The sequence below is a fragment of the Streptomyces tibetensis genome (genome assembly GCF_007655005.1).
GTDB lineage: Bacteria > Actinomycetota > Actinomycetes > Streptomycetales > Streptomycetaceae > Streptomyces > Streptomyces tibetensis.
Genome location: NZ_SZVW01000007.1, coordinates 1 through 15,051, shown reverse-complemented (window position 1 = coordinate 15,051; position 15,051 = coordinate 1). Strand labels below are relative to the sequence as shown.

At 73.0% G+C, this 15,051-nt stretch carries 14 protein-coding genes; 7 read left to right on the top strand and 7 right to left on the bottom strand.

Features of this window, described 5'->3' with window-relative positions:
• Nucleotides 1-9: 9 nt before the first annotated feature.
• Together FDO69_RS13460 and FDO69_RS13455 are read right to left on the bottom strand one after the other, a co-directional pair.
• Entirely contained in the window at nt 10-912 is a 903-nt protein-coding gene (locus FDO69_RS13460) for a TIGR03619 family F420-dependent LLM class oxidoreductase (RefSeq protein WP_104780285.1), read from the bottom strand.
• A 14-nt stretch (nt 913-926) separates the two neighbouring features.
• Nucleotides 927-2,171, bottom strand: a complete 1,245-nt coding sequence (locus FDO69_RS13455) for an amidohydrolase family protein (protein WP_104780035.1) — start codon at nt 2,169-2,171, stop codon at nt 927-929.
• A 226-nt stretch (nt 2,172-2,397) separates the two neighbouring features.
• Between FDO69_RS13455 and afsR the strand changes: the two genes are divergently transcribed.
• Complete coding sequence (gene afsR / locus FDO69_RS13450) at nt 2,398-5,439, top strand: SARP-family global regulator AfsR (protein ID WP_104780034.1); 3,042 nt, start codon at nt 2,398-2,400, stop codon at nt 5,437-5,439.
• A gap of 227 nt (nt 5,440-5,666) precedes the next feature.
• A complete protein-coding gene (locus FDO69_RS41150; protein WP_167526582.1) occupies nt 5,667-5,843 on the top strand; it encodes a hypothetical protein in 177 nt (58 codons plus the stop codon).
• 84 nt (nt 5,844-5,927) lie between these two features.
• Here the strand turns inward: FDO69_RS41150 and FDO69_RS13445 are convergent, their stop codons facing one another.
• Together FDO69_RS13445 and FDO69_RS13440 are read right to left on the bottom strand one after the other, a co-directional pair.
• Nucleotides 5,928-6,305 (bottom strand): PIN domain-containing protein, encoded by a 378-nt coding sequence (locus FDO69_RS13445; protein WP_324826429.1) that lies wholly within the window; start codon nt 6,303-6,305, stop codon nt 5,928-5,930.
• 17 nt (nt 6,306-6,322) lie between these two features.
• Nucleotides 6,323-6,604: a hypothetical protein gene (locus FDO69_RS13440; protein WP_104780032.1), complete on the bottom strand. Its 282-nt coding sequence runs from the start codon at nt 6,602-6,604 to the stop codon at nt 6,323-6,325.
• Nucleotides 6,605-6,721: 117 nt separating this feature from the next.
• On the opposite strand from FDO69_RS13440, the gene FDO69_RS13435 reads away from it, so the two are divergent.
• On the top strand, nt 6,722-7,657 hold the full coding sequence (locus FDO69_RS13435; RefSeq protein WP_104780031.1) for an SMP-30/gluconolactonase/LRE family protein: 936 nt from the start codon (nt 6,722-6,724) through the stop codon (nt 7,655-7,657).
• 80 nt (nt 7,658-7,737) lie between these two features.
• On the opposite strand, the gene FDO69_RS13430 is transcribed toward FDO69_RS13435, so the two are convergent.
• A complete protein-coding gene (locus tag FDO69_RS13430) occupies nt 7,738-9,360 on the bottom strand; it encodes a FadD3 family acyl-CoA ligase (protein WP_104780030.1) in 1,623 nt (540 codons plus the stop codon).
• Between the two features lie 97 nt (nt 9,361-9,457).
• Between FDO69_RS13430 and FDO69_RS13425 the strand changes: the two genes are divergently transcribed.
• From FDO69_RS13425 to FDO69_RS13410, 4 genes are read left to right on the top strand one after another with little or no spacing between them, the layout of a single operon-like run.
• Nucleotides 9,458-10,618: a lipid-transfer protein gene (locus FDO69_RS13425; protein WP_104780029.1), complete on the top strand. Its 1,161-nt coding sequence runs from the start codon at nt 9,458-9,460 to the stop codon at nt 10,616-10,618.
• A 10-nt stretch (nt 10,619-10,628) separates the two neighbouring features.
• Nucleotides 10,629-11,042, top strand: a complete 414-nt coding sequence (locus tag FDO69_RS13420; RefSeq protein ID WP_104780028.1) for a Zn-ribbon domain-containing OB-fold protein — start codon at nt 10,629-10,631, stop codon at nt 11,040-11,042.
• A complete protein-coding gene (locus FDO69_RS13415) occupies nt 11,039-11,812 on the top strand; it encodes an enoyl-CoA hydratase/isomerase family protein (RefSeq protein WP_104780027.1) in 774 nt (257 codons plus the stop codon). The genes FDO69_RS13420 and FDO69_RS13415 overlap by 4 nt, the downstream gene beginning before the upstream one ends.
• A 50-nt stretch (nt 11,813-11,862) precedes the next feature.
• Nucleotides 11,863-12,804, top strand: coding sequence for an alpha/beta fold hydrolase (locus tag FDO69_RS13410; protein WP_104780026.1), 942 nt, complete (start codon nt 11,863-11,865; stop codon nt 12,802-12,804).
• 23 nt (nt 12,805-12,827) lie between these two features.
• On the opposite strand, the gene FDO69_RS13405 is transcribed toward FDO69_RS13410, so the two are convergent.
• Together FDO69_RS13405 and FDO69_RS13400 are read right to left on the bottom strand one after the other, a co-directional pair.
• Complete coding sequence (locus FDO69_RS13405) at nt 12,828-13,451, bottom strand: hypothetical protein (protein WP_104780025.1); 624 nt, start codon at nt 13,449-13,451, stop codon at nt 12,828-12,830.
• Nucleotides 13,452-13,747: 296 nt separating this feature from the next.
• Nucleotides 13,748-15,051 (bottom strand): outer membrane protein assembly factor BamB family protein (locus tag FDO69_RS13400; RefSeq protein WP_145475626.1); only part of this gene is annotated, 1,304 nt, incomplete at its 5' end.

The following is a 15,051-nucleotide window of genomic DNA, read 5'->3' as shown; positions in this document are numbered from 1 at the left end:
GGGGTCTCCTCACAGCTCGGGAGCGACCTCGGCGCCGAACGCCGCGATCTGGTCGATGAGTTCGTCGCGGCTCCGGCTGCGGAACCGCACCTGGAGCTGGTGCACGCCCATCGCCCGGTACGCCCGCAGCGACTCGGCGAGCCGCTGCGGCCCGCCGGTCACGGTCCGGCGCCCCACCTCCCAGCGGGGCGTGCCGACGTACAGCGGCTCGGCGATGGCACCCACGGTGAACGGGCCCTGCACGCCGGCCCGCTCGCGCAGCTCCCTGATCCGGCCGATCTGCGCGGGCAGCCGGTCCCTCGGATCCCCCTGCGGCAGCCAGCCGTCGCCCTTGAGCGCGGCGCGGCGTACGGCGGCGGGCGAGGAGCCGCCGACCCACACGGGAACCGGTTCCTGCGCCGGACGGGGCCGCTGCCCGAGCCCCTCGAAGTCGTACAGCTTGCCGTGGTGCTCGGGGAACTCGTCGGGGCCGAGGGCGGCGCGCAGGGCGTCGATCGACTCGTCCAGCACGGCCCCGCGCCGGTGGAAGTCGACGCCCAGGGCCTCGAACTCCTCCTGGACGTGCCCGGCACCGACCCCGAGGATCAGGCGGCCGCTCGACAGGTGGTCCAGGGTGGCGTACTGCTTGGCGACGAGCAGGGGGTGCCGCAGTCCGACGATCGCGACGTGGCTGAGCAGCCGGACGCGTGGGGTGGCCGCCGCGAGGAAGGCGAGGGTGGCGACGGGGTCGTACCAGACGGTGCTCATCGCGGCGGCGAGCCGGCGGGGGATGCCGACGTGGTCGCAGCCCGCCAGGTAGTCGAACCCGGCCCGGTCGGCGGCGCGGGCGATCTCCAGCAGGTCGTCCGGCCCGGCCTCCGCCTCCCAGCCCTCCGCGTAGAGGGTGCTCTGCGACTGGACGGGCAGCTGCATCCCGTACCGCAGGCTCACCGCGCACCGCCGCCACCCGGCCACAGCCCCTCGGCCGTCAGTCCGAGCAGCTCGATGGCGTTCCCGCGTACGATCCGCTCGACCACGTCGGCCTCCAGGTGCCCCATCTGCGCCTCGCCGACCTCGCGGGACTTGGGCCAGGTGGAGTCGGAGTGGGGGTAGTCGGTCTCGTAGAGGACGTTGCCGACGCCGATGGAGTCGAGATTGCGCAGCCCGAAGGCGTCGTCGAAGAAGCAGCCGTAGACGTGCTCGGCGAACAGCTCGGACGGCGGCCGGTGCACCTTGTCGGCGACGCCGCCCCAGCCGCGGTTCTCCTCCCACACCACGTCGGCCCGTTCCAGGATGTAGGGGATCCAGCCGATCTGGCCCTCGGCGTACATGACCTTGAGGTTCGGGAACTGCTCGAACTTGCCGCTCATCAGCCAGTCGACCATGGAGAAGCAGCAGTTGGCGTAGGTGATGGTGGAGCCGACGGCGGGCGGGGCGTCCGCGGAGGTGGAGGGCATGCGGCTGCTGGAGCCGATGTGCATGGCGACGACCGTGCCGGTCTCGTCGCAGGCTTCGAGGAACGGGTCCCAGCCGTCGGTGTGGATGGAGGGCAGCCCGAGGAACGGCGGTATCTCGGAGAAGGCGACGGCACGCACCCCGCGGGCGGCGTTGCGCCGGACCTCCGCCGCCGCCAGCCCGGCGTCCCACAGGGGGATGAGGGGCAGGGGTATGAGCCGCCCGTGCGCGTCCGGACCGCACCACTCCTCCACCATCCAGTCGTTGTAGGCCCGGACGCAGAGCAGGCCCAGCTCGTGATCCTTCGCCTCGGTGAAGGTCTGGCCGCAGAAGCGCGGGAAGGTCGGGAAGCACAGGGCGGACTGGACGTGGTTGACGTCCATGTCGGCGAGCCGCGCGGTGACGTCGTAGGAGCCGGGCCGCATCTGCTCGTAGGTGATGACCTCCAGCCGGATCTCGTCCCTGTCGTACCCGACGGCGGTGTCGAGCCGGGTCAGGGGCCGCCGCAGATCCTCGTAGACCCACCAGTCCCCGACGGGACCGTCGTCCCCGGGCTGTCCCATGACCGGCTTGAAGCGGCCTCCGAGGAAGGTCATCTCCTTCACGGGGGCCCGGACGACGCGCGGTCCGACGCCCTTGTACTTCTCCGGAAGCCGGTCCTGCCAGACGCTCGCGGGCTCCACGGTGTGGTCGTCCACGGAGATGATCAGCGGAAAGGTGCTGTCGTGGGTGTCCATGGCGCTCACGGTAGCGCCGATCTGACGGGGCGTCAGCTATGCACACAGGGACTGATTCCGGCCGCGATGGCGTGATACGCGCGATACGGCCGGGCGCATGCGGAGAGAGTGTGCAGACCTGGTGGACTCCCCTGCGCCGCCCTGTGATCGGTGTCTCCCACGGCTGACGTATCCGCCGCCAACAAGGCAAACTGGCCTGGTTGCTCAGGATGTCTAGGGGGACTGCATGAACGGTGTACCGAAGGGTGTGCCGCGCGTACCGGAGCAGCGGCGTCCCGACTCCACGCCGGAGTCGGCCATGACCACCGGGCCGGCCGGGCCGGCGGAGGCCGCGGCCCTGCGTTTCGGCGTGCTCGGCCCCGTGCGCGCCTGGCGCGGCGACGAACCCGTCACCACCGGATCCCCCCAGCAACGCGCCCTGCTGTCGGCCCTGTTGCTTCGCGAAGGCCGGACTGCCACGGCGGCGGAGCTGATCGACGCGCTGTGGGGCGAGGAACCGCCCTCGCAGGCACTGGCGGCGGTGCGGACGTACGCCTCCCGCCTGCGCAAGGTGCTGGACCCGGGCGGCGAGGCCCGCCGGTCCGGCGGCGCCGCGGCCACCGCCGTCCTGGTCAGCGAGTCCGGCGGCTACGCGGTCCGCGACCTCGCCGAAGGCGCCCTTGACCTCACCGTCGCCCAGGACCTGGCGACCGAGGCGGAGAAGGCCCGCTCCGCCGGCGACCTCTGCCACGCCCGCGCCACCCTGCGCCGCGCCCTCGCCCTGTGGGACGGGGAGACCCTGGCCGGAGTGCCGGGCCCCTACGCGGAGGCCCAGCGCGTCCGCCTGGAGGAGTGGCGGCTCCAACTCCTCGAATCCTGCCTGGACATGGACCTGGAGCAGGGCTGCCACGCCGAGGCCGTCTCCGAGCTCACCGCGCTCACCGCGGCCCATCCGCTCCGCGAGCGGCTGCGCGAGCTGCTGATGCTGGCGCTCTACCGCAGCGGCCGCCAGGCCGAGGCCCTGGCCGTCTACGCCGACACCCGCCGCCTGCTCGCCGACGAGCTCGGCGTGGACCCGCGTCCCGGCCTGAGCGAGCTGCAGCAGCGGATCCTCCAGGCCGACCCGTCACTGGCGGAGCCCTCCTCCCCGGCACCCGAGCCGGCTTCCGTCCCGGTCCGTCCGGCACAACTGCCCGCGACCGTGCCGGACTTCACCGGCCGCTCCGGCTTCGTACGCGAACTCGGCGACATCCTCGCCTCCGCCGAGGGCCGGGTCATGGCGGTCTCGGCCCTCGCGGGCATCGGCGGCGTCGGCAAGACGACCCTCGCGGTGCACGTGGCGCACCAGGCCCGCACGGCGTTCCCGGACGGGCAGCTGTACGTCGACCTCCAGGGCGCGGGCGCCCGGGCGGCGGAGCCGGAGACGGTCCTCGGTTCCTTCCTGCGCGCCCTCGGCACCGCCGACTCGGCGATCCCCGACTCCCTGGAGGAGCGCGCGGCCCTGTACCGCTCGGTCCTCGCCGGGCGCCGGGTGCTGGTCCTGTTGGACAACGCCCGCGACGCCGCCCAGGTGCGCCCCCTGCTGCCCGGCACGGACGGCTGCGCCGCGCTGGTCACCTCCCGGGTGCGGATGCTGGACCTGGCGGGCGCCCACCTGATCGACCTCGACGTGATGTCCCCGGACGAGGCGCTGGCGCTGTTCACGAAGATCGTGGGCGAGGAGCGGGTGGCGTCCGAGCGGAAGGCCGCCCTGGACGTGGTGGCCGCCTGTGGTTTCCTGCCGCTGGCGATCCGCATCGCGGCGTCCCGCCTTGCGGCCCGCCGCACCTGGACGGTGTCGGTCCTCGCGGCGAAGCTCGCCGACGAGCGCCGCCGCCTGGACGAACTCCAGGCCGGCGACCTGGCCGTCAAGGCGACCTTCGAGCTCGGCTACGGCCAGCTGGAGCCCGCCCAGGCCCGGGCGTTCCGCCTGCTCGGCCTGGCGGACGGCCCCGACATCTCCCTGGCCGCCGCCGCGGCGGTCCTGGACCTTCCTGTCGAGGACACGGAGGACCTGCTGGAGTCCCTCGTGGACACCTCCCTCCTCGAATCGGCGGCCCCCGGCCGCTACCGCTTCCACGACCTGGTGCGGCTCTACGCGCGTGCCTGCGCGGAACGGGACGAACTGGCCCCGAGCGAACGGGGGTCGGCGCTGTCCCGGCTGCTGGACTTCTATCTGGCGTCCGCGGCCGGGGTGTACGCGATCGAGCGGCCGGGCGACCGGCTGGTCGATCACTTGGAGACCACGTCGTACCCGGGGCTGCGGTTCGACGACCGGCACGCGGCACAGGACTGGCTGTACGCGGAGGCCATGTGCCTGCTCGCGTGCGCACGGCGGTCCGCGGGGCGGCCCGAGAGCCTCCCCAGGGCCATCGACATGCTGTGGGCCGCGCACGACCTCTCCGAGTCGGGGGCCAACTCCCGGGAGTACGAGGCGACGGCCGAGGCACTGGTCGCCGCGGCCCGCTCGCACGGACTCGGGCGGGCGGAGGCCCGGGCGCTGATGACGCTCGTCAACGTCCATCACGTGAGCGGCCGTTTCGAACGGGCCGAGGAGGAGGCGGAGCGGGTCATCCTGCTCGCCCGGGAGTCCGACGACCTGCTCCCCGTCTGCTGGGCCCGCAACGCCCGCGGCATCATCGCGCTGTACCAGAACCGGCACACGGACGGCGAGGAGCACCTCTCCCGGGCCATCGAGCACTTCCGGGCCCTGGGCGACCGCCCCGGCGAGGCCGCCGCCCTCTGCAACCTCTCCCGGATCCATCTCGCGACCGGGCGCACCCAGAGCGCGGTCGCACTGGCCCAGGAGGGCATCGACATCTACGACGGCATGGGCAACTCCATGCGCGGCGCGAACGCCCGCTACGCCCTCGGGCTCGCCCTCACCCAGAGCGGGGAGCTGCGCGACGCGGCCGACCGGCTCCAGGAGGCGCTGGAGGTGTTCCGCGACAGCAGGCAGCGCCTCTGGGAGGGCATGAGCCTGTTCCGGCTGGCCGAGGTGGATCTCGCCGCCCGGCGTGCGGCGCGGGCCGCCGCGAACGCCGAGATGGCGCTCACGGTGCTGCGCGGGATCGGCGGGGAGTGGCGGCGGGGCAACGTCCTCACGGTCCTCGGGCGGGCGCTGAGCGGCATCGGCCAGACCGGCCGGGCCCATGTCTGCTGGCAGGAAGCGGCCGTGATCTACGAGGAGTTGGGCTCGCCCGAGGCTGCCGAGGTGCGGGCGCTGCTGTCCCCGGTGCAGGCGGCCTGAAAGGTCTTCGGGGCGCCGTCGGGGCGTTCATCATTCGTTTATCGCCTCCCGCCATGATGGACGCAGTCGATCCGTCGCGTCGGGGGGCAGACGGGTCGCCGCACGGGCCTCGCCCTGATGTTCCGGGGTGGGCGGCCCGGGTGGGCCCGTCCGGCCGTCCTCGGGGGAGTGGCCGGGCGGGCCCGCCGACCTCACTGCTTGATCCATGCCAAGGGGAGTTGACGATCATGGGCGACGAGCTCAAGCCGCAGGACCTGCACGCCACCGACGAGCCGCTCAAGACCGAGGACCTGCACGCCACGGACGAGGGCGCCGTCAAGAAGCAGGACCTGCACGCCACGGACGAGCCGCTGGAGACGAAGGACCTGCACGCCACGTCGGAGCCCTTCAAGCCGACGAAGTAAGCCACCGGTACACGGGGATCGGCCGCGGCGGCGCGGAGGGGGAGCCGTCGCGGCCGAGGTGTGTCCGCGCGCGATGGCGTCGCCTCAGAGCGAAACGACCCGTACTCCCGGCCCGCACAGTTTCCCCATGTCGTCCTCGTCGGACGTGAAGAGCACCACGCCTGCGGGCTGCCGGCCCGCGATCACGGCCAGGGCCGCGTCGATCGCGTACTTGTGGCCGTGCAGGCCGGTGTCCTGGAGCAGAGCGACCGCCGCTTCGGCGATCTCCCGGGTCACGGGTTCCACGACGACACGCGACATCGCCCACGTCCAGGCCGCACGCTTCACCCGGCCGTGATACGCCTCGATCAGCGTCATCGAGCTGGTCACGACACGGATGCCGGATCGGTGCGCGTCCTTGAGCCGCGCGAGCATCACCCGGTCGCCCAGGACGGCCCGCGACAACGCCTCGGAGTCCAGCACGTAGCAGGACGGCACCACTAGCCTGCCCTCCGGTGCCGCTCACCGGCCGCCCCGGGGCCCTGTTCCGCGAAGTGACGCTCGAACTCCCTCCGCTCGGCCTCGGCCGAGGCGAGCTCGTCCTCGGTGACCGGGCCGTGCTCCTCTTCCAGCCGGGTCACCAGCTCTCCCAGCCGGTCCTGCTCGCGCTGGCGCTCTATGGCCCGCGTGACATAGGCGCTGAAGCCGCCGGATCCGACCTCGTGCCGGATCTCCTCGGCGAGCTCCTCCGGCAGCGTCACGGTGTACTTCTTCGTTGCCATACCACTTACCATACCGGCCGGGAGGGCCGTCGGCCCGGCGGAGTGCGCCGCAGACCGGAGCGCGCGATAGTGGGTCGGCGCAGATCGACAGTCGGCCCACATCCGAAGGCGGCCCCCATGCCCGGCGAACAGCCCCACCTCTACGAGACCCTCGACGAGCGGTTCCGGACGGGCAGGTGTCAGGCGGGGGACTCGCGGCTGGAGACGTTGTACGAGGGGTGCCGGTGGGCCGAGGGGCCGGTGTACGTGCCCGCCGGGCGGTATCTCCTGTGGAGCGACATCCCCAACGACCGGCTGCTGCGCTGGGACGAGACGACGGGGGCCGTCGGGGTGTTCCGCTCCCCCGCCGGCTACCCGAACGGCAGCACCCTGGACGTCCAGGGCCGCCTCGTCACCTGTGAACAGGGCAATCGGCGGGTGACCCGGACCGAGCACGACGGCTCGGTCACCGTGATCGCCGAGCGGTTCCGGGGCAAGCGGCTCAACAGCCCGAACGACGCCGTCGTGCGGTCGGACGGGTCGGTATGGTTCTCCGACCCGGAGTTCGGGATCGCCACCGACTACGAGGGGCATCGCGCCGAGAGCGAGATCGGCGCCCGGAACGTCTACCGCGTCGACCCCGCGAGCGGCGAGGTGCGGCTGGTCGCCGACGGGTTCCAGGGGCCCAACGGACTGGTCTTCTCGCCGGACGAACGGCGGCTGTACGTGTCGGACAGCGTGGCCAACCACATCCGCGTCTTCGACGTCCAGGAGGACGGGATCTCGCTCTCCGGCGGCGAAGTCTTCGCCGCGTGCGCGCAGGGCAACTTCGACAACATCCGCTTCGACGACCAAGGGCGGCTCTGGGCCGCCGCCCTGGACGGGGGCGTGCACTGCTACGACCCCGACGGCACGCTGATCGGCCGCATCCTGGTGCCCGGCACCGTCGCCAACGTCCGGTTCGGCGGGGCCCGGCGCAACCGTCTGTTCATCGCCGCCGACACCACCCTGTACTCCCTGATGATGTCGGTCACCGGCACTCCGGCCGTGCCGCTGACCAGGTCCGGGGCTTGACCGGAGGAGGTGGGCAGCAGCCGTACGGGGATGCGCCACAGCAGACATCCGCTGTCGTACGGCGTGCCCCACCGTCTGTTCTACGACCTTCCCGCCCGGCCGCCGACCGCGTCCCGCAGGGCGCCCTTCACGACCTTCCCGCTCGCGTTGCGCGGCAGCTCCGCGACGAACTCGACGCTTCTCGGGACCTTGTAGTTCGCCATCTCCCTGCGGGACCAGGCGATCAGGTCGTCGGCGGTCAGCAGGGCGCCGGGGCGGCGTACGACGTAGGCCCGGCCGACCTCCCCGAGCCGGGCGTCCGGTACGCCGATCACCGCCACGTCGGCCACGTCCGGGTGGAGGCCCAGGAGCTGTTCTATCTCGGCGGGGTAGGCGTTGAAGCCGCCGACGATGAACATGTCCTTGAGGCGGTCGGTGATGCGCAGGTTGCCCGCCGCGTCCAGGACGCCCACGTCGCCGGTGCGCAGCCAGCCGTCCTCCGACAGCACCTCGGCGGTGGCCTGCTCGTCCTCGTAGTAGCCGGTCATGACGTGGAAGCCGCGCACCAGGACCTCGCCCGGCAGCCCGGGTTCCAGGGGCCGGCCCTCGGGGTCCACGACCCTCAGCTGCGTGCCGGGGATGGCCCGGCCCGAGGTGGAGGCGATCACCGTCGGGTCGTCGCCTCGGCGGCACATCGTGACGACGCCGCTCGCCTCGGAGAGGCCGTAGGCGGTGAGGACCGTGCCGACGCCGAGTTCGGCGCGCAGGCGCTCCACGAGACGCAGCGGCACGACCGCCGCTCCCGTCACCACCAGGCGCAGGGCCGTCAGGTCGTGGGCGTCGCGGGCGGGGTGGTCCAGGAGGGACTGGAGGAGGGTCGGGGGGCCGGGGAGTACGGAGACCCGCTCGGCGGCGATGTTGGCCAGGACCGTGGTCACGTCGAACACCGGCTGGGGGATCATCGTCGCGCCCCGCATCAGGCAGGCGATCACGCCGGCCTTGTAGCCGAAGGTGTGGAAGAAGGGGTTGACGATGAGGTAGCGGTCGCCCCGGGTGAGGCCCGCGAGGTCGCCCCAGATGTCGTACGCGCGCAGCGTCTGGTCATGAGTGATGACCGCGCCCTTGGGGCGGCCCGTCGTGCCCGAGGTGAAGATGATGTCCGAGGGCCAGAACCCCTGGACGGCGCCGGACCTGACCAGGACGTCCGCCGCCCCCACCCCCTCCCCTGCGGCCAGGAAGTCCTTCCAGGTCAGGAAGCCGGCCGGGGCGTCCTCCGAGAGGACGACCGCGTGCTTCAGGGCGGGCAGGCCGGGCAGCGGTCCGGTGCCGGGGCCGTCCCCGGCGGCCCTGCGCAGGGACGCGACGTACGACGTGCCGAGGAACGTGCCCGTCACGAACAGCAGCCGGGCGCCGCTGCGGTGCAGGACGTCCGCCGCCTCGGCACCCTTGAAGCGGGTGTTCAGCGGCACGAGCACCGCCCCCGCCGAGACCGCGCCCAGGGCGCCGACGATCCAGTCGAGGGAGTTCGGCGCCCAGATGGCGACCCGGTCGCCCGGTTGCACGCCGGTCGCCAGGCAGGCCGCCGCCGCGCGCTCCACGCGTGCGCCCAGTTCCGCGTAGGTGACGCGGGTACGTCCCTCCACGACGGCCTCGACGTCCGCGTAGCGCTCGGCCGCCGCCCGGACCAGGGCCGGAACGCTTTCCCATGCCGTATCCGCTCGCACAGCGCGCCTCCCGACGTCGTAGGAGCTGACTGTCCGTCAGATTATCTGTAATCTGACGACCTGTCAGCGACCGTTCGGCCCCGGAGGTGCGCGCAGCATGGCAGCAGGATCGGGAGGCCTCAAGGACGCCACCGCTCTCGTCGGCATAGGCCAGACCCCTTTCGCCAAACGGCTCCCGGAGGACGAACGCACCCTCGCCTGCCGTGCCGTTCTGGCCGCGCTCGACGACGCCGGGATCGCGCCCGGCGAGGTCGACGCCCTCGCCTCCTACACCATGGAGGAGACCGACGAGGTGGAGCTGGCGAAGGCGTGCGGCTTCGGTGACCTCACGTTCTTCAGCAAGGTCGGTTTCGGGGGCGGGGGTTCGTGCGCCACCGTCGCCCATCTCGCCGCCGCCATCGCCGCCGGGCAGGCGAGCGTCGGGGTGGCCTGGCGCTCCCGTAAGCGGGGCAGCGGGCCCCGGCCCTGGACCAACACCACCGCCCAGCTCCCGACCCCGGCCCAGTGGACCCGGCCCTACGGGCTGCTGCGCCCCGCCGACGAGATCGCGATGCTCACCCGCCGCTACCTGCACGAGTACGGCGCCACCCGCGACCACCTGTTCAACGTCGCCCTCGCCTGCCGCAACCGGGCCAACCAGAACCCTGACGCGATCATGTACGAACGGCCCCTCACCCGCGAGATGTACATGACCTCGCGCTGGATCAGCGAGCCGCTCTGCCTCTTCGACAACTGCCTGGAGACCGACGGGGCGCTGGCCTGCGTCGTGGTCTCCGCCGAGCGCGCCCGCGACTGCCGGCGCAGGCCCGTGTACGTCCACTCCGCCGCCCAGTCGCTCCCCGCCCAGCACCACGGCATGGTCAACTACTGGAACGACGACCCCCTCACCGGCCCCGCCTGGAGCGCCGCCCGGCATCTGTGGAAACACTCCGACCTGGCCCCCGAGGACGTCGACGTCGCCCAGATCTACGACGCCTTCACGCCTCTGGTCCTGCTCTCACTGGAGGGCTACGGCTTCTGCGGGCGGGGCGAGGGCGGGGCGTTCACCGAGGGCGGGGCGCTGGAGACCGGCGGGCTGCTGCCGCTGAACACCGGCGGGGGCGGACTGTCCGAGGCCTACGTCCACGGCTTCAACCTCATCAACGAAGGGGTCAGGCAGCTGCGCGGCACCAGTACCGCGCAGGTCCCGGGCGCCTCCGTCTGTCTGGTCACGGCGGGTGAGGGGGTCCCGACCTCCGCCCTGCTGCTGAGGAGTTGAGGAGCTACCGATGCTGCGTCCCGTCCCCGACACCGACGGCGCCCCCTTCTGGGAGTACGCCGCACAGGGCGAACTGCGCGTCCAGGCCTGCGCCGCGTGCGGCGAGTTCCGCTTCCCGCCGCGGCCGTGCTGCCCGCACTGCCAGTCCTTCGAGAGCGAGTGGCGGCCGGTGTCCGGCCGGGGCCGGGTCTGGTCGTACGTCGTCGCCCATCCGCCGCTGCTGCCCGACTACGCGGCGCGGGCGCCGTACAACGTGGTCGTCGTCGAGCTGGACGAGGCGCCGCGCATCCGGCTGGTGGGCAATCTGGTCGCCGGGGCCGGGCAGCCCCTCGGCTCCCTGCCGCCGGAGAGCATTCGCATCGGCGCCCGGGTGCGGGCCGTCTTCCACGACGGGCTTCCCCAGTGGGTCCTGGAGCGGTCATGAGCAGTGTGCTCGTAGAGGCCGACCGGGACAGCGCGGTCGCCGTCGTGACGCTGAACCGGCCCGGACGGCTCAACGCCATCGACCTCGCCATGGCCGACGAACTGGCCGCCATGTGGGACGAGTTGCGGTTCGACGACGCCGTGCGGGCGATCGTCCTGACCGGGGCCGGGGAGCGTGCCTTCTGCACCGGCATCGACCGGGACGCCGTCGTCCCGCAGCCCAGCTCGCCGTACGCGCAGGACGATCCGCTGCTCGGCATCGGGCCGAAGGCGAACGACCTGTGGAAACCGGTCGTCGCCGCCGTGCACGGCATGGCCTGCGGAGGGGCCTTCTACCTCCTCGGCGAGGCGGAGTTCGTCGTCGCCGACACCACCGCCGCCTTCTTCGACCCGCACACCACCTACGGCATGGTCAGCGCCTACGAGTCGGTGCTCATGGCGCAGCGCATGCCGTACGGGGAGGTCGCGCGGATGGCGTTGATGGGGACGGCGGAGCGGATCTCGGCCCGGCGGGCGTACGAGACCGGGCTGGTGTCGGAACTCGTCGCGGAGGGAGAGGCGTTGGGCGCGGCGACCGCCTGCGCCGCCGTCCTCGCCGGGTATCCGACCGAGGCCGTGCAGGGGACCGTGCGGGCGTTGTGGGCCGCGAGCGAGGCGGGCCGGGCGCAGGGCCTCGCACAGGCACCGCACCTCATCGCACTCGGGAACGCGACGGGCGAGCGGCAGGCCCGGTTGTTCGCGGGGCGGTCACGGGAGTACCGGTTGCGGTAGGAAATCGTTTCCTCCTACACGCGTATGCTCGAGGTGTGGTTGAGCATCGGATGATCGACGTCAATGGCATACAGCTGCACATCGCGGAGCAGGGTGAAGGTCCGCTCGTGGTGCTGCTGCACGGTTTCCCGGAGTCCTGGCGCCACCAGTTCGGTCCGCTGGCCGAGGCCGGCTTCCGGGTGGTCGCGCCCGACCAGCGCGGGTACGGCGGCAGCGACCGCCCCGAGGACGTGGCCGCGTACAGCATCCTCCACCTGGTGGGGGACGTGGTCGGGCTGATCCACGCGCTGGGCGAGGAGCGGGCGTTCGTCGTCGGGCACGACTGGGGCGCCCCGGTGGCCTGGCACACCGCGCTGCTGCGGCCGGACGTGGTGCGCGGGGTGGCCGGGCTGAGCGTGCCGCCGCCGTTCCGCGGCAGCCGGCCTCCGCTTCAGGCCATGCAGGAGCGCTTCGAGGGCCGCTTCTACTGGAACTACTTCAACCGGCCCGGGGCCGCGGAGGCCGAGTTCGACGCCGATCCCCGCACGGCGCTGCGCAAGCTGCTGTACTCCACGTCCGGTGACGCGCCGGGCGCCGGGCGGCCCGAGCAGGCCCTGGTCGACCCGGAGCGCGGCTGGCTCGCGGACGCCCCGAACCCCGAGGTGCTGCCCGCGTGGCTCACCGAGGGCGATCTCGACCTGCTCACCGAGAGCTTCGAGCCGGGCTTCACCGGCGCCCTCAACTGGTACCGCAACCTGGACCGCAACTGGGAGCTGACCGCCCCGTGGCAGGGCACGGTCGTGTCCCCGCCCGCGCTGTACATGTACGGCGACCGGGACCTGGTGCCGGCCTTCCCGGGCACGCCCGAACTGATCGAGCGGCTGCCGGATCTGATGCCGAACCTGCGCCGCAAGCCGCTCGTGCTGCCGGGCTGCGGCCACTGGACGCAGCAGGAGCGGCCCGCCGAGGTGAACGAGGCGCTGATCGGCTTCCTGACGGAGCTGCGGGGCTGACGTCCTGTCGCCCGCGGGCCGCGTCAGTCGTCGACGAGGGCCTGGCGGTCGACCTCGCAGTGGTCGACCGAGTCCACCAGGCCCGAGCCGCCCACCCGGACGTCGACGGTGGCCCTGCCGTTCGCGGGGACCGTGACGTCGCCGTACCGGCTGACGACGGTGATGCCCCGGTCGTCCTCGAAGGTCACCGAGACGGAGAAGTCGGCCTTGCGGCCGTTGGGGTTGCTGACCTCGACGGTCGCGTAGGGGGCCGCCGGGGTCGCGCAGCTCACCAGCCGCGCGGTGCCGTCCTTCAGGGCCTTGCGGCTGCCGGAGCCGGAGGAGGACGTCGGCGTGGAGCCGTAGCCCGGCCTGCGGGTGTAGGAGCTGCCACCGGAGCTGCTGGAGCTGCCGCTGTAGTCATCATCGTCGTCGTCGGAGCGGTAGGAACCGCCGCTGGAGCCGCCCGAGCCGTAGCCACCGCCGCTCGACGTGGACGACCTCGAACTGTCGTGGTCCTGGCTGGAGCTGCTGCACCCGCCGCCGCCTCCACCGCCCCTGTGGCCGTGGCTGCCGCCGTGACCTCGGCCGGACGAGAAACCGGTCAGTGCCAGCACCACCAGAACCAGCACCGCCGTGAACCTGAGCCTGCGTCCCCGTGTCTGCATGCCGCAGAGCCTAGTGATCGCCTGTCACGGCCATGTCACCGCATGGCGACCGCAGCGTGCCCGGCGTAGCGTCGTGGGTGGAAGCGGTGAACGCACCGCTCCCCACCGAGCGACGGCCGCCGTCCGGGGCCCCTTCCGTACGCCGGTGCGACGGCCGTCCCGGGCCGGTCAGGCGTTCCGACGGTCGTGCCGCACCCGTCAGGCGTTGCGACGGCCGCCTCGGGTGGCCCGTCAGGCGGTGCGACGGCCGCCTCATGTGGCCCCGTCAGGCGGTGCGACAGCCGCCCGGTGGCCCGTCAGGCGGTGCGCGCCGTGCCCGTGCCCTTCTCCGCGTCCAGTGCGTACACGCAGCGGTCCTTGCTGCACGCGTACACCACCCCGTCCCGGACGACCGGGGAGCCGGTGATCTCGCCGCCGGTGGCGAGCTTCCAGCGCAGCCGGCCGTCGTCGGCCTTCAGGGTGTAGAGCAGGTGGTCGGTGGAGCCGAAGTGGATCCGGCCCTCGGCGACCGAGGGGGCGCCCACGATGTCGCCGCCCGCCTGGAAGCGCCACTTGGGCGTGCCGGTGACCGCGTCGAGGGTGTAGAGGCCCTTGCCGCTGCCCACGTGGACATGGCCGGCGGCGACCAGGACGGGGTCGACGCAGGAGCGGGACTCGGTGGCGATGCGCCAGCGGTCACGCCCGTCGGTGGCGTCGAGGGCGTAGACCGTGCCGAGGTAGTCGGCGAGGTAGATGCCGCCGCCGGTGACGGCCGGGCCGGGGACGAAGGTGGGCGGGCAGAGGAACACGGCCGGGGCCTCGAAGTGCCACTTCACGTGCCCGGCGGCCACGTCCAGGGCGAGGACGCGGGTGCCGGCGCAGACGTAGACGTAGCCGTCGGTTGCCTGGGTGAGCCGGATCGGGACGCCGCCGCAGGAGGCCGCGTCGCCGATCGGGTACGACCAGCGCTCCTCGCCGGTGCGGGCGTCCAGGGCGCGCAGCCGGGCGTCCTGCCACACGTAGACCGTGCCGTCGTGCAGGACGGGTCCGGCCTCGGGGGACTCGAAGTCGGTCTGGCAGCCGGTGATCTCCCAGAGCTTCTGGCCGCCGGAGGCCTCCCAGCCCTGGACGCCGCCGCCGCGGGTGCCGGTGACGACGGTGCCGCGGCCGGCCTGGAGCGTGTAGACCCACGCGTCGGTCTGCAGACGCCACAGGTCGGCGCCCTCACGGGCGTCGAGGGCGAAGAGGGTGGGCCCGTCGGAGGCGTGGATCCGCCCGTCCGCGACCGCCATGGACCAGGCGACGTCCCTGGTCTTGAAGCGGCGGCGGCCGGTGGCGACGTCCAGGGCGTGCACCTCGAAGGAGGTGACGTAGACCAGGTCGTCGGCGACCGCGGGGGTGCCCCAGACGTCGTTGGACATGCGAAAACGCCAGGGCCGCCAGCCGCCGGCCTGCTCCGGCGGCGCGGCCGGGGCCGGAGGTGCGGCGACGGCCGGGCCCACGGCGGGGCCGGTGCCGTTGACGCCCGGGCGGGGCTTGGCCCAGGAGGCGGCGAGGGCCGCCTCGGGTGGGGGTGCCTTGACGGCGGCGGCACGCACGTCGGCGACGCGCGGGCCCGGGC